Here is a 19,442-nt window from a genome sequence, read left to right as displayed (position 1 = left end):
AAGGGGTATCTATTTAGCTCCAGTGACGTGAGAATAGCTGGATGGAAACCCAGATGCTAACGCCAACTCCTGGAGGGGACTACCCCCGCACCTGGAACGAATTTCTTGACTGGTTTGCCACCGAAGAGGCTTGCCAGGCGTTCCTGGAGAAGCTTCGGTGGCCCCAAGGCTTCGTCTGCCCGCGTTGCGGCAACGCTGGCGATGTGTACCGCGCCAGCCGCACCCGCCTGATGTGCCGCTCATGCCAGTACCAAGGCACAGTGACATCTGGAACCATCTTTGACAAGACGCGCACACCGCTGCGTGTCTGGCTGGCTGCAGCTTGGTACCTGACCAATCAGAAACAAGGCGTGAGCGCCCTGGGGCTGCAGCGCGTATTGGGTTTGGGGAGCTACCAGACCGCCTGGACCATGCTGCACCGGTTTCGACGTGCCATGGTCCGCCCGGGCCGGGACAAGCTCAAGGGGCTTGTGGAGGTGGATGAAACGTACCTGTCCATCACGGATCGCAAGAATCCCGCCACCCCTGCAGGGCGCAAGAGCAGCACCACCAAAGTGTTGATGGTCATGGCGGTGGAGATCGTGGAGCCCAAGGGGTTTGGGCGCATCCGGTTACGCCGCATTGACCGAGACGCCGCCACCCACGTAATCCCCTTTGTGCAGGAGGTGGTCGAGCCTGGAGCCCAGGTACGCACGGATGGTTCGGCGGCATACCGCGCTCTGGGAGAACTGGGTTACACCCACCAGCGCACCGTCATGCTCGGCTCAGGCGTACCTGCCCATGTCTCCATGGCGGGAGTGCACCGGGTCGCCTCACTGGTACAGCGCTGGGTGCTGGGAACACATCATGGCTCTGTACAGCCAGACCACCTGGACGCCTATCTCGATGAATTCGTGTTCCGTTTCAACCGGCGCACATCCAGCTCACGCGGGATGCTGTTTTACCGCTTGCTGCAGCAAGCGGTGGTTACGCCGCCAGTGACGTATGGGGATGTCGTGAGCAAGAACACCGGGGAGAGCCAATCGGATACCATTGCTGGATGAAATCACAGTATCAATGGGGCTGCTGGAGCTAAGCGGATACCCCTTTTATTTATACAGTCATTCAATGCATTCCGAAGACGATCCCCCGCCCTCACTGGCTCCTGTCGTATGGGCGCCCGTGCAGCCGCTCAAGGGGCGGGGTACGGCCACGCGTATGGCCCACCGTTTCATGCGCGATGCGCGCGAGGCGTTCGACGACGGCTGGGGCGGGCCCGTGGGGGATGTGTCAGGCGACGAAGGTGCCGGGCCCGCCGCGCCGCACACGCAGGTGATCTGGGAAGACGCGCGCAGCGCGCTGTGCGGCAACGATTCGCCCGACATTTTCTTCGAGCAGTCGGTGAACCCTTACCGCGGCTGCGAGCATGGCTGTGTGTACTGCTACGCACGGCCCACGCACAGCTACCTCAACCTGTCGCCGGGGCTGGACTTCGAGACCCGCATCATCGCCAAGCGCAATATCGCCGAGGTGCTGCGGGACGAGTTGGCGCGCGCCAGCCATCGGCCTTCGGTGGTCAACATCGGCTCCGCCACCGACTGCTACCAGCCGGTGGAGCGTGAGCTGCGCCTCACGCGCGCGCTGATCGAGGTGATGCGCGATGCGCGACACCCGTTCTCGCTGATCACCAAGAGCAGCGGCGTGGAACGTGACCTGGACCTGCTGGCTCCGCTGGCGCACAGCCGGCTGGCGGCGGCCTACGTGACCATCACCACGCTGGATGCGCGCCTGGCCCGCGTGCTGGAGCCGCGCGCGGCCGCGCCGCACCGGCGGCTGCGCACCATCCGCGCGCTGGCCGAAGCCGGCGTACCCGTCGGCGTGAGCGTGGCGCCGCAGATTCCTTTCATCACGGAGGATATGGAGCAGGTGCTGGCCGCCGCGCGCGACGCGGGCGCCACCTCGGCCTTCTACACGGTGATCCGCCTGCCGTGGGAACTCAATGCCCTGATGCGCGAGTGGCTGCAACTGCACTACCCGCAGCGTGCCGAGCGCGTGCTGGCGCGCATTCAGGATCTGCACGGCATCGACGCAACTGCGCGTATCGCGGGCAAAAGCTACGACAGCAGCCACGCCACGCGCATGAAGGGCTCGGGCCTGTGGGCCGACCTGCTGCGCCAGCGCTTCGAGAAGACCTGTGCGCGCCTGGGCCTGAACCGCCAGCGCACGGAACTGGACCTGTCGCAGTACCGCCCGGCGCTGGCGCGCGGGCAGGGCGTGCTGTTCTGAGCGCGGTGCGCGCCGCGGCTAGCAAGGGAGCTTTGCTGTGGGGAGGGGGGTGCCGAATGCTGTTGATCGTAGGAACCATTCGCCTGCCGGCGGACGGGCTGGCCGCCGCGCTGCCGGCCATGCGGGCGATGGTGCAGGCCTCACGGGCCGAACCGGGCTGCGTCGAATATGCGTATGCGCAGGATGTGCTGGACGCCGGGCTGATCCACGTGCATGAGCTGTGGCGCAGCCAGGACGACCTGGACCGGCACTTCGCCAGTGCCCACATCGCGCAGTGGCGCGCTCTGTGGCCGGCGCTGGGCATCGGCGGGCGTGACCTGCGCGCTTACGCGGTGGGTGCGCCCCGCCCGGTGTGAGCGGTTTGGCGGGCGTCGGGTGTCAGACGGTGCATGACCTCGGGCGGCTCGGGCCACCGCGAAAGGGCGGCAGAAACGCGGCCAATCGCGGCCAGTCGCGGCGCAAGGCGCACCCCTCGTGCGGGCTGTAGCGGGCATCCGCAACGGCGCGCGGACAGGTGGGGCTGAACGAGAGAGCCGGGCGGTTCGTTCACACTGCCTCAGGCGCGCCCAACTGCTGCGCGTGGTGGCGCAGGTGGTCGTCGATGAAGCTCTGGATGAAGTAGTAGCCGTGGTCATAGCCCGCGTGGCGGCGCAGCGTGAGCGGCTGGCCGATGGCGCTGCAGGCCGCCTCGAACAGGTGCGGGTGCAATTGATCGGCCAGGAATTTGTCGTCCAGCCCCTGGTCGATGAGGATGCCGCCGGGGTAGGGCGCGAGGGGCTGGTTCTCCATGAGCACGGTGGCGTCGTGCTCTCCCCAGGAGGTGCGGTCCGGGCCCAGGTAGCCGGTGAACGCCTTCTCGCCCCAGGGGCAGCGCGTGGGGGCGCAGATGGGTGCGAAGGCCGACAGGCTCTTGAACCGCCCCGGGTGGCGCAGTGCCAGCGTCAGCGCGCCATGGCCGCCCATGCTGTGGCCAAACAGGCCCAGCCGGGCACCGTCGATGGGCAGGGCGTTGGTGACAAGCGGCAGCAGTTCCTCCAGCAGGTAGCTTTCCATGCGCCAGTGCGTGGACCAGGGGGCTTGCGTGGCGTCCAAATAGAAGCCCGCGCCCACGCCGAAGTCCCAGGCGTCGGCCTCGCCCGCCACGCCCGCGCCGCGCGGGCTGGTGTCGGGGGTGATGAGGGCCAGGCCCAGCTCTGCCGCCAGGCGCTGGGCGCCGGCCTTGATGGGGAAGGTCTCCTCGGTGCAGGTCAGGCCCGCGAGGTAGAGCAGCGCGGGGACCTTTCTATCCGCACTCTCGGCTGCCAGCGCACGGGGCGGCAGGTAGACGGCGAAGCGCATCGGCAGACCCACTGCGTGCGAAGCATGGCGGTAAAAGCGTTGCTCGCCGCCAAAGCAGGCGTGGGCCGAGAGTTGTTCCAGGGTGTCGGACATGGGCGTGTTGCTCCTTTTTAAGTAGCTGCTGGCGCTTGGTATGGGCGGGATTCAGTAATAAAAATACTGGAATCCCTTGTGCATCAAGCGCCAAGCGCTCCTGTTTTTATGTAGCGTAGTTCACCACCGAGCGGATCGACTTGCCCTCGTGCATCAGGTCGAACGCCTGATTGATGTCCGTGAGGCCCATGGTGTGGGTGACGAACGGGGCGAGCTCGATCTTGCCGGCCATGGCGTCCTCCACCATGCCGGGCAGTTCGCTGCGGCCCTTGACGCCGCCGAAGGCCGTACCCAGCCACTTGCGGCCCGTGACGAGCTGGAAGGGACGGGTGGAGATCTCTTGTCCCGCACCGGCCACGCCGATGATCACGCTCTGACCCCAGCCGCGGTGTGCGCATTCCAGCGCCGCACGCATCACGTTGACGTTGCCAATGCACTCGAAGCTGTGGTCCACACCCCAGCCAGTCATCTCCACGATCACCTGCTGGATGGGCTTGTCGAAGTCCTTGGGGTTCACGCAGTCGGTGGCTCCAAAGGTGCGTGCCAGGTCGAACTTGCTCGGGTTGGTGTCGATGGCGATGATGCGGCCCGCGCCGGCCAGTCGGGCGCCCTGGATCACCGCCAGGCCGATGCCGCCCAGGCCGAACACGGCCACGCTGTCGCCCGGCTGCACCTTGGCGGTGTTCTTGACCGCGCCCAGCCCGGTGGTCACGCCGCAGCCCAGCAGGCAGACCTGCTCGGGGTTGGCATCGGGGTGAACCTTGGCCAGCGACACCTCGGCCACCACGGTGTATTCGCTGAACGTGGAGCAGCCCATGTAGTGGTACACGGGCTGGCCGTTGTACGAGAAGCGCGTGGTGCCGTCGGGCATTACGCCCTTGCCCTGCGTGGCGCGCACGGCCACGCACAGGTTGGTCTTGCCGCTCTTGCAGAACAGGCATTCGCCGCATTCGGCGGTGTACAGCGGAATCACATGGTCGCCCGGCTTGACGCTGGTGACGCCTTCGCCCACCTCCACCACGACGCCCGCGCCCTCATGGCCCAGCACGGCGGGGAAGATGCCCTCGGGGTCGTCGCCGCTGAGCGTGAAGGCATCGGTGTGGCATACGCCGGTGTGGGTGATCTTGACCAGTACTTCGCCCTTGCGGGGCGGGGCCACGTCGAGTTCGACGATCTGCAGAGGTTCACCAGCTTTGAAGGCGACGGCGGCACGGGATTTCATGGGAGGGCTCCTTGTGGTGAAAGGGTGGGGGACGTTACTTCAGGTACGAGCGCAGCAGGGCCAGCGTCTCGTCCACGGCCTCGGGCGAGGGGGCGGGCTCTTGCGCCAGGGTTTCGCGCACATGGCTGTCCAGCATGTCGGCCATCAGCCCATGCACGGCGCCGCGCAGGGCGGCCAGCTGCTGCAGGATGGGTGCGCAGTCGCTGCCCGCCTGGACGGCGCGCTCCAGCGCCTCGGCCTGGCCGCGGATGCGGCGCAGGCGTGTGATGGCGCGTTGCTTGTCTTCGGCGGTATGGGGCATGGCGGTTGGATGGGCGGGCGTTGTGCCGGGACGTGTTGCTATGTGTCTTGTACTAGGGGGAAGTATAAATCGATGGCGCTTTAGGATAAAGCGCTGGCGGGTAATAAATGCCTATTACTGGGAGGGGGTATAGGTGGATGCGCCCGATCGGCGTGTCGCGCGGGCATTGGCGGCGTAGCGGTTGACCGCGGCTGCAGCACGCTTCCCGTTGTGCGCAGCAAAAAGGCCCGGACGCAAAAAAGCCCGCAGGCAACAGGTGCGTGCGGGCTGGGGGCGGGGCACGCCTGCCTTCGCGGCAGGCGGCGCTGCTTGATCAGCGCTTGTTGAGGGCTGGAACGTCGCGGCGCTCGGCGCCCACGAACAGCTGGCGGGGGCGGCCGATCTTGTACTCGGGGTCGCCGATCATCTCGTTGAGTTGGGCGATCCAGCCCACCGTACGGGCCAGCGCGAAGATGCCGGTGAACAGGTTGACCGGGATGCCGATCGCGCGCTGCACGATGCCGGAGTAGAAGTCCACGTTCGGGTAGAGCTTGCGCTGCACGAAGTAGTCGTCCTCCAGCGCGATCTTCTCCAGCTGCTTGGCCAGGGCGAACAGCGGGTCCTTTTCCAGGCCCAGTTCGGCCAGCACTTCGTTGCAGGTTTCCTGCATGAGCTTGGCGCGGGGGTCGTAGTTCTTGTACACGCGGTGGCCAAAGCCCATCAGCTTCACGCCGGAGGACTTGTCCTTGACCTTCTCCATGAACTCGCCCACCTTGGACACGCCGCCCATGGCCTGGATTTCTTCCAGCATGTTCAGGCAGGCCTCGTTGGCGCCGCCGTGGGCAGGGCCCCACAGGCATGCCACGCCGGCAGCGATGGCGGCGAACGGGTTGGTGCCCGAGGAGCCGCACAGGCGCACCGTGGAGGTGGAGGCGTTCTGCTCGTGGTCGGCGTGCAGGATGAAGATGCGGTCCATCGCGCGTTCGATCACGGGGTTGACCTTGTAGTCCTCGCAGGGCGTGCCGAACATCATGCGCAGGAAGTTGCCTGCGTACGAGAGGTCGTTGCGGGGGTACATGTAGGGCTCGCCCTTGCCGTACTTGTACGCCATGGCCACCAGCGTGGGCATCTTGGCGATCAGGCGAATGGCGGAGATCTCGCGGTGCTCGGGGTTATTGATGTCCGTGCTGTCGTGGTAGAAGGCCGACAGCGCGCCCACCAGACCGGTCAGCACGGCCATGGGGTGTGCGTCGCGGCGGAAACCGCGCAGGAAAAACTGCATCTGCTCGTTGACCATCGTGTGCTTGGTCACGCGGTCGTTGAACGTGGCCTTCTGCGCGGCGTTGGGCAGCTCGCCATTCAGCAGCAGGTAGCAGGTTTCGAGGTAGTCGCACTGGGTGGCGAGCTGCTCGATGGGGTAGCCGCGGTACAGCAGCTCGCCCTTGTCGCCGTCGATGTAGGTGATGGACGACTGGCAGGAGGCCGTGGAAAGGAAACCGGGGTCATAGGTGAACATGCCCGTTTGCGCGTACAGCTTGCGGATGTCGACCACGTCCGGGCCGATGCTGCCTTGGTACACGGGGAGTTCCACGCTCGGGCTGCCGTTGCTGAACGATAGCGTCGCTTTGTTGTCTGCCAGTTTCATTTCCAGTTTCCTTCTGTAGTTTGCCTTGCACGGGGCTGGGGCTTAAGCGCGGTTGCGCAACTGCTCCAGCACTTCCTTGACTTCGTCCTTAGCGACTTCGCCCGTGGGTTCCTTGCGGCGCAGCAGCAGGTCCAGCAGGTCGTTGTCCGACAAGTCCATCAGTAGCGTGAGTCCTCGCGCCTGACGGATCGTCAGGCAGGAGCCGTGGGTTGCGAAGAACCGCTCGAGAAACAGGTCGTTCTCCACCAGCCCGCGGCGGCAGCGCCACCGCAGGATGGCCACTTCGCGTTCGTCCAGCAGCGCTTCGTCAGCCATGGTTCTCAGATGGCACGGCGTGCCATCAATTCCTTGATCTTGCCAATCGCGCGCGTGGGGTTCAGGTGCTTGGGGCACACGTCCACGCAGTTCATGATGGTATGGCAGCGGAACAGGCGGTAGGGGTCTTCCAGGTTGTCCAGGCGCTCGCCCGTGGCCGTGTCGCGGCTGTCCGCGATGAAGCGGTAGGCCTGCAGCAGGCCGGCGGGACCCACGAACTTGTCGGGGTTCCACCAGAACGAGGGGCAGCTCGTGGAGCAGCTGGCGCACAGAATGCACTCGTACAGGCCGTTGAGCTCTTCACGCTCTTCGGGCGACTGCAGACGCTCCTTGGTGGGCGACGCGTAGATGTCGCTTTGCAGGTAGGGCTTGATCGAGTGGTACTGCTTGAAGAACTGCGTCATGTCCACGATCAGGTCGCGGATCACCGGCAGGCCGGGCAGGGGCTTCAAGACGATGTCGCCCGAGAGGGTCTTCATGTTCGTCAGGCAGGCCAGGCCGTTCTTGCCGTTGATGTTCATGGCGTCGGAGCCGCACACGCCTTCGCGGCAGGAGCGGCGGAACGACAGCGTGGGATCCTGTGCCTTGAGCTTGAGCAATGCATCCAGCAGCATGCGTTCGTGGCCGTCGAGCTCGACCTCCACGGTCTGCATGTAGGGCTTGGCGTCCTTGTCCGGGTCGTAGCGGTAGATCTTGAAAGTGCGTTTCATGGGTTGTTTCTCTCGTGGGCAGCGGCTGTCTTAGAACGTGCGGACCTTCGGAGGAATGCTGTCCACCGTCAGGGGCTTCATGTTCACGGGCTTGTAGCTCAGGCTGTTGCTGGCGCTGTGCCACAGCGTGTGCTTGAGCCACTCCTTGTCATTGCGGCCCAACGGGAAGTCGGGATGGTCGGCAGGGTGCTCGTAGTCGTCCACGGTGTGTGCGCCACGGCACTCCTGGCGGGCCGCGGCCGAGGTCATCGTGGCCTGGGCGACCTCGATCAGGTTGTCCACTTCCAGCGCTTCCATGCGTGCTGTGTTCCAGACCTTGGACTTGTCCTTCAGGGTCACGGTGCCCACGCGCTCGCGGATGGCGTTGATCTTGACCACGCCTTCGTCCATGCCCTTTTGCGTACGGAACACGCCGGCGTGCTGCTGCATGGTCTGGCGGATGTCGTTGGCCAGGTCCTGGGCGTAGACGCCGTCCTTGGATTCTTCCAACTGGTTCAGGCGCGCCAGGGTGCGGTCGCTGCCGTCGGCCGGCACGGCCTTGTGCTCGCCGTAGCCCCCAACGAATTGCACGATGTGCTTGCCGGCCGACTTGCCGAACACCAACAGGTCGAGCAGCGAGTTCGTGCCCAGGCGGTTGGCGCCGTGCACCGACACCGCGGCGCATTCGCCGACGGCGTACAGGCCATTGACCACGTTGTTCTTCTCGCCGTCCCAGGTGACGACCTGGCCGTGGATATTGGTCGGAATGCCGCCCATCTGGTAGTGGATGGTGGGCACGACGGGGATCGGTTCCTTGGTGATGTCCACGTTGGCGAAGTTGTGGCCGATCTCTTCCACAGACGGCAGGCGCTTGCGGATGGTGTCAGCGCCCAGGTGGTCGAGCTTCATCAGGATGTAGTCCTTGTTGGGACCGCAGCCACGGCCTTCCTTGATCTCCTGGTCCATCGAGCGGGACACGAAGTCGCGCGGTGCCAGGTCCTTCAAGGTGGGCGCGTAACGCTCCATGAAACGCTCACCATTGCTGTTCAGCAGGATGGCGCCTTCGCCGCGGCAGCCTTCGGTCAGCAGCACGCCCGCGCCGGCCACGCCGGTGGGGTGGAACTGCCAGAACTCCAGGTCCTGCAGCGGGATGCCCGCGCGTGCGGCCATGCCCAGGCCGTCGCCGGTGTTGATGAAGGCGTTGGTCGATGCCGCAAAGATGCGGCCAGCGCCGCCTGTGGCCAGCAGCACGGCCTTGGCGTGCAGTTCGTACAGGTCGCCGGTTTCCAGTTCCAGCGCGGTTACGCCGACCACGTCGCCCTCAGCGTCGCGGATCAGGTCCAGCGCCATCCATTCCACGAAGAAGTTGGTCTTGGATTCGACGTTCTTCTGGTACAGCGTGTGCAGCATGGCGTGGCCGGTACGGTCGGCCGCGGCGCAGGCGCGCTGCACGGGCTTCTCACCGTAGTTGGCCGTGTGGCCGCCAAAGGGGCGCTGGTAGATGGTGCCGTCGGGGTTGCGGTCGAACGGCATGCCGAAGTGTTCGAGCTCGATCACCACCTTGGGTGCTTCGCGGCACATGAACTCGACGGCGTCCTGGTCGGACAGCCAGTCGCCGCCCTTGATGGTGTCGTAGAAATGGTAGTGCCAGTTGTCTTCGCTCATGTTGCCCAGCGATGCGGACACTCCGCCTTGCGCTGCCACGGTGTGCGAGCGGGTGGGGAAGACCTTGGACAGGCAGGCCACGTTCAGGCCTGCGCGGGACAGTTCCAGCGAGGCGCGCATGCCGGAGCCGCCGGCCCCCACGATGACCACGTCGAACTTGCGCTTGGTGATGTTGGCTTTGGTGTAGCTCATTGTTTTCTTTCAATCGCGGGAATCAGAGACGCCACAGAGTCTGGAAGCCCCAGCCGGCGCAGGCCACCAGCCAGACGATGGTGAAGACCTGCAGCAGCAGGCGCAGCCCGGCGGACTTCACGTAGTCCATCCACACGTCGCGCACGCCGACCCAGACGTGCCAGACCAGGGCCACGATGACGGAGAACGTGAGCACCTTCATCCACTGGGTCGAGAAAATGCCGGCCCAGCGGTCGTAGCCGATGGGGCCCTTGCTGAAGATCACCTGCGCCAGCAGTGCGATGGTGAACAGGGCCATGAGGGCGGCGGTCACGCGCTGGGCCAGCCAGTCGCGGATGCCGTAGTGGGCACCGACCACGGTGCGCTTGGAGCCGTAATTCACGGACATGGGGAGTTCCTTATCGTGGGTGGGGAGAGCGATCCGCGCGGGATCAGTACAGGCCGAACAGCTTGGCGCCCAGCACCAGCGTGAGGCCGATGCTCAGCACCAGCGTCACGATGGCGGAGCTCTTGCCGAACTCCTTGCTGACGGCCTCGTGGCTCACGTCCATCCACAGGTGGCGCAGGCCGGCGATGAAGTGGTGCAGGTAGGCCCAGATCAGGGCCAGCGCCACCAGCTTGACGAACCAGCCCGGCACGAAACCCAGGCCCGCGGTGAACGCGGAGGTGAAGCGGCCGAACGAAATCTCCGAGGACACCGAGGTGTCGAACATCCACAGCACGAAGGGCAGCAGCAGGAACATGATCATGCCGCTCGCGCGATGCAGGATGGAGACCCAGCCCGCGGCCGGCAGGCGGTAGGTCCTCACGTCGTTGAAGATGTTGATGTTGCGGTATTCGGGCCGTTTCTTGGCGAGCTCTGTCATGGCGGGTGCTTTCGTGGATGTAACTGCGTTGTAATCGCGCTGAAGGCAGACAACCCAAAATTCTATTGCAATGCAACACCAGGGGGCTGCGGAGACTGCGTATTCTCCCCGCGGGCGTTTGCATGCGGGCTGCGGTGGATCAGCTCAGTTCGTTGTGGTAATGGTGGGTATCGGTCCGGTACAGGCCTCGACGTAACTCCATGGGAACATCGTTATATGTGTAAGCAAGCCGCTCCACGCTGAGCAGCGGGGTGCCGGGGGGGACGCCCAGCCCTTCGGCCTGGGCGGCGTCCGGCAGCACGGCGCGCAGCTTCTCCTCGGCGCGCACCATGCGCACGCCGAAGTCCAGCTCGAACATGGCATAGGTGGGGCCCTGGTAGCCGGCCATCTGCTCGGCGGTCAGGCCTTTGAACGCCTGGCCGGGCAGCCAGATGTCCTCCAGGATGGTGGGCACGCCCACAAACGACAGGATGCGCTTGACCTGCACCACCACATCTCCGGTCCGCAGCGCCAGCGTGCGTGCGATCTCCGCACTGGCGCGCATGCGCCGGCACTCCAGGATGGTGCGCTGCGCCGGGCCTTCCACGCGGGCGTCTCCCGTGTCAGGCAGCAGTTTCAGGAAGCGGTACTGCACCTGCCGCTCTGCGTGGGTGGCCACGAAGGTGCCTTTGCCCTGGCGGCGCATCACGAGGTTTTCGGCTGCCAGCTCGTCGATGGCCTTGCGCACCGTGCCCTGGCTCACGCGAAAGCGCGCAGCCAGTTCCATTTCGCTGGGGATGGCTTCACCGGGCTTCCATTCACCATGCTGCAGGCTGTGCAGGATGAGCCCCTTGATCTGCTGGTACAGGGGGCTGAATGCGGGAGTCGATGCCCCCGCACCCGCGCCTGGGGGCGTGCCTTCTGAGGTCGGAGGGGGCGAGGAGGACATGGTGGGCTGTGCCGGGGGGCGGAGCATGCCGCTGAATTGAGGGCGATCATATCTTATATAAGACATAAGACAAATTGACCCTGCGCAGTAATCGGCGGTAAACTCCTGGGCTGTTCTGCGGGGCACGGGCTGCTGATGACTGGCGCTGGTGCGACCTTGCACCAACACCACCTCCCTCACACCTCTTTCTGGAGTTTTCGCATGAGCAAGAAACCCGTTCGTGTCGCCGTGACCGGCGCTGCAGGCCAAATCGGTTACGCGCTGCTGTTCCGCATCGCTTCCGGCGAAATGCTGGGCAAGGACCAGCCCGTCATCCTGCAACTGCTGGAAATTCCCGACGAGAAGGCCCAGAACGCGCTCAAGGGCGTGATCATGGAATTGGAGGACTGCGCGTTCCCGCTGTTGGCCGGCATCGAAGCCCACTCGGACCCCATGACCGCCTTCAAGGATACCGACTACGCCCTGCTGGTCGGCGCCCGTCCGCGCGGCCCCGGCATGGAGCGTGCCGACCTGCTGGCTGCCAATGCCCAGATCTTCACGGCCCAGGGCAAGGCCCTGAACGCCGTGGCCTCGCGCAACGTGAAGGTGCTGGTGGTGGGCAACCCCGCCAATACCAACGCCTACATCGCCATGAAGTCGGCCCCCGACCTGCCGGCCAAGAACTTCACGGCCATGCTGCGCCTGGATCACAACCGTGCAGCTTCCCAACTGGCGGCCAAGGGTGGCTTCAAGGTGGGCGACATCAAGAAGCTAACGGTGTGGGGCAACCATTCGCCCACGATGTACGCCGACTACCGTTTCGCCACGGTGGACGGCAAGTCCGTGAAGGACGCCATCAACGACCCTGCCTGGTACAAGGATGTGTTCCTGCCCACCGTCGGCAAGCGCGGCGCAGCCATCATCGCCGCTCGTGGCCTGTCCTCGGCTGCGTCTGCCGCCAACGCCGCCATTGACCACATGCGCGACTGGGCCCTGGGCTCCAAGGGCGAGTGGGTGACGATGGGTGTGCCCTCCAACGGCGAATACGGCATTCCCGCCGGTATCGTGTTCGGCTTCCCCGTCACCACCGAGAACGGCGAGTACAAGATCGTCGAAGGCCTGGCCATCGACGCCTTCTCGCAAGAGTGCATCGACAAGACCCTGGCCGAGCTGCAAGGCGAGCAGGACGGCGTCAAGCACCTGCTGTAATCGCGCATCTCCATGCACGACTGGGATCCCGCGCTCTACCAGCGCTTCGAGAGCGAGCGCACGCGCCCGGCTGTCGAGTTGCTGGCGCGGGTCTCCCATCCCGCACCCCGCCACATCGTGGACTTGGGCTGCGGGAATGGCAATTCCACGCAATTGCTGCTGGAGCGGTTCCCGCAGTCGCAACTCATCGGCCTGGACAACTCCGAAGCGATGCTGGTCAGTGCGCGCAAGCGTCTGCCCGGTGTGCCCTTCGTGCAGGCCGACATTGCCGACTGGGCGCCCACCGTGGCGCCCGATTTGATTTTTGCCAACGCATCCCTGCAGTGGGTGGCGGGGCATGCCGGGCTGTTCGCCCGGCTGATGCGCTGCCTGGCACCCGGTGGTGTCCTGGCGGTGCAAATGCCCGACAACCTGGACCAGCCGTCGCACCAGCTCATGCGCGAGTTGGCGAGCCAGTCTGCGTGGCGTGATCAGCTGGCGCATGCCGCGGACCAGCGCGCGGCGCTGTTGTCGGTGGAGGCTTATTACGACCTTCTCGCGCCCATGGCCTGCCGGGTCGATATCTGGCACACCGCGTACCGCCATGTCATGCCTTCGGTCCAGGCCATCGTCGAGTGGCTGGAGTCCACAGGCCTGAAACCCTTCCTTGATCCTCTCTCCGCCGTGTTGCGGGATGCGTATCTGCAAGCCTACACGCAGCGCATTGGCGAGGCCTATACCGAGCGCGCGGACGGCCATCGGCTGTTCGCGTTTCCCCGTTTGTTCATCGTTGCCCAGCGTGCCCCATGACCTCGTCCGCTGCCCATCCCGCTGAAGTCCTGCTGGGCGCTCAGGCGGGCGCCCATGCGATTCCCGTGTGCGACCACTACAGCGGCGTGGAAGTGCGCATGCGCAAGAGCCTGCAACTGCAGCAGGAGCTGCTTGCCGAGTTTGGCCATTGCGTGTTTGACGTGACGCTCGACTGCGAGGACGGCGCGCCCGTGGGGCAAGAGCGCGAGCACGCCATGCTGGTGGCACGCCTGGCGCGCGAAGCCGGAGCCGGCGCGCGCGTGGCGGCACGTGTGCACACGGTCGACCACCCCGCCTTCGCGCAGGACATGGCCATCATCGCCGGTGAGGCGGGGCAGCACCTGTGCCACATCATGCTGCCCAAGGTGGAAACCGTGGACGACGTGCTCGCGGCCGAGCGAGCGCTGGAGGCCGCAGGCGCCAGCCATCTGCCGCTGCACGCCCTTATCGAGTCCCCCGCTGCCGTGCACCGGGCCTTCGAGATCGCCGCGCACCCGCGCATCCAGAGCCTGAGCTTCGGCCTGATGGACTTCGTTTCCGCCCATGGCGGTGCGATTCCCGCCTCGGGCATGACGTCCACCGGGCAGTTCGAGCATCCGCTCGTCGTGCGTGCCAAGCTGGAGATCTCCGCCGCCTGCCATGCCAATGGCAAGGTGCCATCGCACTGCGTAGTCACTGAATTCAGCGATCCCGACGCCATGCAGGCCGCGGCCGGCAGGGCTGCGCGCCAGTTCGGCTACACGCGCATGTGGAGCATCCACCCCGCGCAGATCCGGCCCATCCTGGCGGCTTTCGCACCGGAAGGTGCGGAAATCGCGCGGGCCAGCCGCATCATTTCTGCCGCCATCCAGGCTGACTGGGCTCCCATCAGCGAGGAGGGCGTACTGCACGACCGCGCAAGCTACCGCTATTTCTGGCAGGTGCTCGAGCGTGCACACCAGACCGGCCGCATGCTGCCCGCCGAGGCGCAGGGCTGGTTTGCCAAGGCTGAGACCACGTTCACCTGATACGGGTATTCTTGTCGCCCCATCTGCCTTCCATTCATTCTTTCCCCGCAGGAGTCACCATGAAGACCCTCATCGCTTCCGCATTGATACTGTTGGCGCCCGCCCTCACCACGGCGCAGACGGCGACCAAGCCCGCCGCCCCCGCCGAGGCCAAGAAGAGCAGCGCCAAGCCTGCGGCGAAGAGCACCACCGCCAAGGCGACCAAGCCCAAGGCCGAGAAGAAGAGCGACACCGTTGCCAAGGCGTCGCCCACCAGCAGCCGCACGCGCCTGCACAGCGGTGCCGTGCAGGTGGCGTCGGGCCTGGCCGCGGCCGAGGCGGCGCTCACTCCCGAAGAACTGCAGATCGCCGAGCGCGTGTACACGGGCCGCATGGCGTGCGAACTGGGCGCGTTCGTGAGCATCGAGGCCGATACGCAGTCGCCCGGGCGCTTCCATGTGGAAGGCAAGGGCTTCAAGTACCACATGGCCCCGGTGGCCACCACCACCGGCGCGGTGCGCCTGGAAGACCAGCGCGCGGGTGCCGTGTGGGTGCAGATCGCCAACAAATCCATGCTCATGAACCAGAAGCTGGGCCAGCGCATGGCTGACGAATGCATGAGCCCGCAGCAGGTGGTGGTGGCCGAGGCCATCAAGAAGAACCCGCCGCAAAGCCTGCTGGACAACCCGGCCGCCAAGTAAACCTAGAGCCGCCTGCCGGCGGGGCCACGCAGTGCACGCCTGCCGTGTGCGCCAGTGTGGCCGGCCGGTTGTCGCCCCACTTTGAAAACCTAGACTATCCCGGAGAAAGAAGACATGTTGAAAGCCTACCGCGACCATGTGGCCGAGCGCGCTGCATTGGGCATCCCGCCGCTGCCGCTTGATGCCAAGCAGACGGCCGAACTGATCGAGCTGATCAAGAACCCGCCCGCTGGCGAGGAGGCTTTCCTGGTGGACCTGCTGACCCACCGCGTGCCGCCGGGGGTGGACGACGCAGCCAAGGTCAAGGCGTCCTTCCTCGCGGCCGTCGCCCATGGCGACATCACGGTCGGCCTGATTTCCAAGGCCAAGGCCACCGAGCTGTTGGGCACCATGGTGGGTGGCTACAACGTGCACCCTCTGATCGAGCTGCTGGACGACGCCGAAGTCGCTTCCGTGGCTGCCGAAGCGCTGAAGAAGACGCTGCTGATGTTCGACTTCTTCAACGACGTGGCCGCCAAGGCCAAGGCCGGCAACGCCAAGGCCCAGGAGGTCATGCAGAGCTGGGCCAATGCCGAGTGGTTCACCAGCCGCCCCGAGGTCGAGAAGAAAATCACCGTCACCGTGTTCAAGGTGCCCGGCGAAACCAACACCGACGACCTGTCGCCCGCACCCGATGCCTGGAGCCGTCCAGACATCCCGCTGCACTATCTGGCGATGCTCAAGAACACCCGTCCTGACGCGGCCTTCAAGCCCGAAGAAGACGGCAAACGCGGCCCCATCCAGTTCATCGAAGACCTGAAGAAAAAGGGGCATCTTGTGGCTTATGTGGGTGACGTGGTCGGTACGGGCTCGTCGCGCAAGTCGGCAACTAACTCCATCGTTTGGGCCACTGGCCAAGACATCCCATTCGTGCCTAACAAGCGCTTTGGTGGTGTGACGCTGGGTGGCAAGATCGCACCTATCTTCTTTAACACCCAAGAAGACTCGGGTTCGCTGCCCATCGAAGTGGACGTGTCCAAGCTGGAAATGGGCGACGTCATCGACGTGCTGCCCTATGACGGCAAGATCATCAAGAACGGCGAAACCGTCGCTGAGTTCCAACTCAAGAGCGACGTGCTGTTTGACGAAGTGCGCGCTGGTGGCCGTATCAACCTGATCATTGGCCGCTCGTTGACTGCCAAGGCCCGAGAATTCTTGGGTCTGCCTGCATCGACTGTGTTCCGTCTGCCCGCAGCCCCAGCAGCCACCAACGCGGGCTTTACGCTGGCGCAAAAGATGGTCGGCCGTGCAGTGGGTTTGCCCGAAGGTCAGGGCGTGCGCCCCGGCACCTACTGCGAGCCCCGCATGACCACTGTAGGTTCGCAAGACACCACCGGCCCGATGACCCGCGACGAGCTGAAAGACCTGGCTTGCCTCGGCTTCTCTGCCGATTTGGTGATGCAATCGTTCTGCCACACAGCCGCTTATCCCAAGCCGGTGGACGTGAAGACCCACCGCGAACTACCAGCCTTCATCAGCAGCCGCGGCGGCGTGTCCCTGCGCCCCGGCGACGGCGTGATCCACAGCTGGCTCAACCGCCTGCTGCTGCCCGACACAGTGGGCACCGGCGGTGACTCGCACACCCGCTTCCCCATCGGCATCTCCTTCCCCGCAGGCTCCGGCCTCGTGGCTTTCGGCGCTGCCACCGGCGTGATGCCGCTGGACATGCCCGAGTCGGTGCTGGTGCGCTTCAAGGGTGAGATGCAGCCCGGCGTGACGCTGCGCGACCTGGTGCACGCGATCCCGCTGTACGCCATCAAGGCGGGCCTGCTGACCGTGGCCAAGGCCGGCAAGAAGAACATCTTCTCGGGCAAGATCCTCGAAATCGAGGGCCTGCCGGACCTGAAGGTGGAGCAAGCCTTCGAGCTGTCCGACGCCTCGGCCGAGCGTTCCGCCGCCGGCTGCACGATCAAGCTCAACCCCGAGCCGATCGCTGAGTACCTGCGCTCCAACGTCGTGCTTATGAAGAACATGATCGCCGATGGCTACCAGGACGCGAAGACGCTGCAGCGCCGCATCGAGAAGGTCGAAGCCTGGCTGGCCAACCCGAATCTGCTCGAAGCCGACAAGGACGCCGAGTACGCCGCCGTGATCGAGATCGATCTGGCCGACATCAAGGAGCCGATCGTTTGCTGCCCGAACGATCCGGACGACGCCAAGTTTCTGTCCGAAGTGGCTGGCACCAAGATCGACGAAGCCTTCATCGGCTCGTGCATGACCAACATCGGTCACTTCCGCGCCGCAGCCAAGCTGCTGGGCGGCCAGCGCGACATTCCGGTCAAGCTGTGGGTGGCACCGCCCACCAAGATGGACCAGAGCGAGCTGATCAAGGAAGGCCACTACGCCGCCTTCGGCACGGCTGGTGCGCGTACCGAAATGCCCGGCTGCTCGCTGTGCATGGGCAACCAGGCCCAAGTGCGTGAAGGTGCGACGGTGATCTCTACCTCCACCCGCAACTTCCCCAACCGCCTGGGCAAGAACACCAACGTGTTCCTGGGCTCGGCCGAGCTGGCCGCCATCGCCTCGCGCCTGGGCAAGCTGCCCACGAAGGAGGAATACCTCCAGGAAATGGGCGTGATCGATGCCGACAAGGCCAGCGTGTACCGCTACATGAACTTCGACCAGATCGAGGAATATGCAGAGGTCGCCAAGGGCGTGACGGCCTGATCGCCGGCTGAGGCCCGGGCCGCGGCGCGGCCCCTCCCGTCAACCCCCGCAGGGCGCATGCCTGGCGGGGGTTTTCTTTTGCTCATTAATTAATAGCTGCTGGCGCTTGCTGGTGCTGCGTTAGCGGCCATTTTCACTTAAATGCTCGCGCCGCGTGTGCCGCGCGTCGGGGGATGTCGCACGCCGAGACCGTGGTCACGACCCGGGAGACGGTGCCGTTCAGGCCGCGGCCAGCGCGCGCAGTGCGGCGGCGCTGGCGTCGTCGGCGGGGAAGAACGTTTCCAGCGCCAGCTCCTGCAGCGTCACGTCGACGGGCGAGCCGAACACCGTGGTGGTGCTCACCAGCTGGAGCGTGCCGGCCGGCGTGCGGAACTCGAACGGCATGAGCACGTCCAGGTGCTCGCCCGGCATCGGTGGGCTGGCAGGCGGCAAAGGGTAGGCCTGCAGTTCCTGCAGCAGGGCGGCCAGCACCGGGTCGTTGCTCTCGTGGATCTGCTGGCGCAACCGCTCCAGCAGGTGCGCGCGCCATTGCGCCAGGTTGGCGATGCGCGGTGCCAGGCCTCCCGGGTGCAGGCTGAGGCGCAGCACGTTCACGGGCGGCTGCAGCAGCTCGGCGTCCACGCCGGACAGCAGCAGGGGCACGATGCGGTTGGCCATGAGCAGGTTCCAGTGCCGGTCCATCGCCAGCGCCGGCCAGGGTTCGTGGCAGTCCAGGATGCGCTGCACCGCCGCGCGCGCATCGGCCATCTCGGGCGCATCGAGCGGGCGTTCGCGGTACATCGGGGCATAGCCCGCGGCCACCAGCAGCGCGTTGCGCTCGCGCAGGGGCACGTCCAGGCGATGGGCCAGGCGCAGCACCATGTCGCGGCTGGGGCTGGCGCGGCCCGTTTCCACGCAGCTCAGGTGGCGCGTAGACACCTCGGCTGCGTGTGCCAGGTCCAGTTGGCTCAAGCGCCGGCGCTGGCGCCAGTGGCGCAGGCGTTCTCCAAAAGGTGCGGGTGTCGATAGGGCGGGAGCGTGGTGCATGGCCTGCATGGTAGGGCCGGCCGCGCGGCGTGGGCATGACCTGCCAGGTCATGGACGTGGAGCCGCCGCGTGCCGACGATGCAGGCCATGTTCAACCCCTCAGGAGATCACACCATGGCCTTCATCGATGCTTTCACGTCCCCCGGCGGCCTGCGCCGCGTGCTCTGGGCCGATGCCGCCGCAGGCGCCGGCATGGCGGCGCTGCACCTGGCGGCGGCAGCGCCGCTGGCTGAATGGCTGGGCATGTCGCCCCGGTTGCTGTTGGCCAGCGGCTGGCTGCTGCTGCCTTTCGTGCTGCTGGCCGGGTCGCTGGCCCTGCGGCGCGAGGCAGCCGGCGGCGCGCTGGCGCTGCTGGTGGCGGGCAATTTCCTGTGGGTGCTGGCCAGCGCAGTGGTGCTGTGGGGCACGACGTGGGTGACCGGCGGCTGGGGCCAGGCCTATGTGGCCGTGCAGGCGGTGGCCGTGCTGGCCCTGGCGGAACTGCAGTGGATGGCGCTGCGCCGCGCACGCGTGGCGGTGCAGGGCGTGCGCGCGGCGGTCTCCTGACG

At 65.7% G+C, this 19,442-nt stretch carries 20 protein-coding genes; 9 read left to right on the top strand and 11 right to left on the bottom strand.

What is annotated here, in order from left to right:
- Positions 1-41: 41 nt before the first annotated feature.
- From BV908_RS13795 to BV908_RS13785, 3 genes are all read left to right on the top strand, one after another.
- Positions 42-1,043 (top strand): IS1595-like element ISCsp2 family transposase, encoded by a 1,002-nt coding sequence (locus BV908_RS13795; RefSeq protein ID WP_011805635.1) that lies wholly within the window; start codon positions 42-44, stop codon positions 1,041-1,043.
- 64 nt (positions 1,044-1,107) lie between these two features.
- A complete protein-coding gene (locus BV908_RS13790) occupies positions 1,108-2,265 on the top strand; it encodes a PA0069 family radical SAM protein (protein WP_103738451.1) in 1,158 nt (385 codons plus the stop codon).
- Positions 2,266-2,321: 56 nt separating this feature from the next.
- A complete protein-coding gene (locus BV908_RS13785; RefSeq protein WP_103738450.1) occupies positions 2,322-2,621 on the top strand; it encodes a putative quinol monooxygenase in 300 nt (99 codons plus the stop codon).
- 190 nt (positions 2,622-2,811) lie between these two features.
- Here the strand turns inward: BV908_RS13785 and fghA are convergent, their stop codons facing one another.
- The 10 genes from fghA to BV908_RS13735 form a co-directional block, all read right to left on the bottom strand.
- Complete coding sequence (gene fghA / locus BV908_RS13780) at positions 2,812-3,696, bottom strand: S-formylglutathione hydrolase (protein ID WP_103738449.1); 885 nt, start codon at positions 3,694-3,696, stop codon at positions 2,812-2,814.
- 106 nt (positions 3,697-3,802) lie between these two features.
- The gene (locus tag BV908_RS13775; RefSeq protein ID WP_103738448.1) at positions 3,803-4,918 is read right to left on the bottom strand and encodes an S-(hydroxymethyl)glutathione dehydrogenase/class III alcohol dehydrogenase; all 1,116 of its coding nucleotides are present in this window, start codon (positions 4,916-4,918) and stop codon (positions 3,803-3,805) included.
- A 34-nt stretch (positions 4,919-4,952) separates the two neighbouring features.
- The gene (locus BV908_RS13770; protein ID WP_015913705.1) at positions 4,953-5,219 is read right to left on the bottom strand and encodes a metal/formaldehyde-sensitive transcriptional repressor; all 267 of its coding nucleotides are present in this window, start codon (positions 5,217-5,219) and stop codon (positions 4,953-4,955) included.
- 313 nt (positions 5,220-5,532) lie between these two features.
- Positions 5,533-6,843: a citrate synthase gene (locus BV908_RS13765; protein ID WP_011805954.1), complete on the bottom strand. Its 1,311-nt coding sequence runs from the start codon at positions 6,841-6,843 to the stop codon at positions 5,533-5,535.
- 42 nt (positions 6,844-6,885) lie between these two features.
- The gene (locus tag BV908_RS13760) at positions 6,886-7,158 is read right to left on the bottom strand and encodes a succinate dehydrogenase assembly factor 2 (RefSeq protein WP_047350435.1); all 273 of its coding nucleotides are present in this window, start codon (positions 7,156-7,158) and stop codon (positions 6,886-6,888) included.
- A 5-nt stretch (positions 7,159-7,163) separates the two neighbouring features.
- A complete protein-coding gene (locus BV908_RS13755; RefSeq protein ID WP_011805952.1) occupies positions 7,164-7,868 on the bottom strand; it encodes a succinate dehydrogenase iron-sulfur subunit in 705 nt (234 codons plus the stop codon).
- Between the two features lie 30 nt (positions 7,869-7,898).
- A complete protein-coding gene (gene sdhA, locus BV908_RS13750) occupies positions 7,899-9,704 on the bottom strand; it encodes a succinate dehydrogenase flavoprotein subunit (protein ID WP_011805951.1) in 1,806 nt (601 codons plus the stop codon).
- Between the two features lie 22 nt (positions 9,705-9,726).
- Complete coding sequence (gene sdhD, locus BV908_RS13745; protein ID WP_011805950.1) at positions 9,727-10,092, bottom strand: succinate dehydrogenase, hydrophobic membrane anchor protein; 366 nt, start codon at positions 10,090-10,092, stop codon at positions 9,727-9,729.
- 43 nt (positions 10,093-10,135) lie between these two features.
- Positions 10,136-10,570 carry a succinate dehydrogenase, cytochrome b556 subunit gene (sdhC, locus tag BV908_RS13740; protein WP_011805949.1) on the bottom strand — a complete coding sequence of 145 codons (435 nt, stop codon included), beginning with the start codon at positions 10,568-10,570 and terminating at the stop codon, positions 10,136-10,138.
- A gap of 139 nt (positions 10,571-10,709) precedes the next feature.
- Positions 10,710-11,498, bottom strand: a complete 789-nt coding sequence (locus BV908_RS13735) for a GntR family transcriptional regulator (protein ID WP_041836340.1) — start codon at positions 11,496-11,498, stop codon at positions 10,710-10,712.
- A 201-nt stretch (positions 11,499-11,699) separates the two neighbouring features.
- Between BV908_RS13735 and BV908_RS13730 the strand changes: the two genes are divergently transcribed.
- The 5 genes from BV908_RS13730 to acnB all read left to right on the top strand — a co-directional run bounded on the left by BV908_RS13730 (position 11,700) and on the right by acnB (position 17,868).
- The gene (locus tag BV908_RS13730) at positions 11,700-12,686 is read left to right on the top strand and encodes a malate dehydrogenase (RefSeq protein ID WP_103738447.1); all 987 of its coding nucleotides are present in this window, start codon (positions 11,700-11,702) and stop codon (positions 12,684-12,686) included.
- 12 nt (positions 12,687-12,698) lie between these two features.
- Entirely contained in the window at positions 12,699-13,475 is a 777-nt protein-coding gene (gene tam, locus BV908_RS13725; protein ID WP_103738446.1) for a trans-aconitate 2-methyltransferase, read from the top strand.
- Positions 13,472-14,482 carry an aldolase/citrate lyase family protein gene (locus BV908_RS13720; RefSeq protein ID WP_011805945.1) on the top strand — a complete coding sequence of 337 codons (1,011 nt, stop codon included), beginning with the start codon at positions 13,472-13,474 and terminating at the stop codon, positions 14,480-14,482. The genes tam and BV908_RS13720 overlap by 4 nt, the downstream gene beginning before the upstream one ends.
- Before the next feature lie 59 nt (positions 14,483-14,541).
- Positions 14,542-15,162 carry a hypothetical protein gene (locus tag BV908_RS13715; RefSeq protein ID WP_103738445.1) on the top strand — a complete coding sequence of 207 codons (621 nt, stop codon included), beginning with the start codon at positions 14,542-14,544 and terminating at the stop codon, positions 15,160-15,162.
- A gap of 114 nt (positions 15,163-15,276) precedes the next feature.
- Positions 15,277-17,868, top strand: coding sequence for a bifunctional aconitate hydratase 2/2-methylisocitrate dehydratase (gene acnB / locus BV908_RS13710; RefSeq protein WP_103738444.1), 2,592 nt, complete (start codon positions 15,277-15,279; stop codon positions 17,866-17,868).
- A 219-nt stretch (positions 17,869-18,087) separates the two neighbouring features.
- Here acnB and BV908_RS13705 read toward each other — a convergent pair whose 3' ends face one another.
- Complete coding sequence (locus tag BV908_RS13705; protein WP_103738443.1) at positions 18,088-18,903, bottom strand: helix-turn-helix domain-containing protein; 816 nt, start codon at positions 18,901-18,903, stop codon at positions 18,088-18,090.
- A gap of 69 nt (positions 18,904-18,972) precedes the next feature.
- Here BV908_RS13705 and BV908_RS13700 point away from each other — a divergent pair, with 69 nt between their 5' ends.
- Complete coding sequence (locus BV908_RS13700) at positions 18,973-19,440, top strand: hypothetical protein (RefSeq protein ID WP_281631032.1); 468 nt, start codon at positions 18,973-18,975, stop codon at positions 19,438-19,440.
- The last annotated feature ends 2 nt before the right edge of the window (positions 19,441-19,442 follow it).

The organism is Diaphorobacter sp. LR2014-1 (assembly GCF_002916785.1).
Classification (GTDB): Bacteria; Pseudomonadota; Gammaproteobacteria; order Burkholderiales; family Burkholderiaceae_C; genus Diaphorobacter; species Diaphorobacter nitroreducens.
Note: the sequence above shows the minus strand (reverse complement) of the source record. Positions and strands in the feature narration are given on the sequence as shown.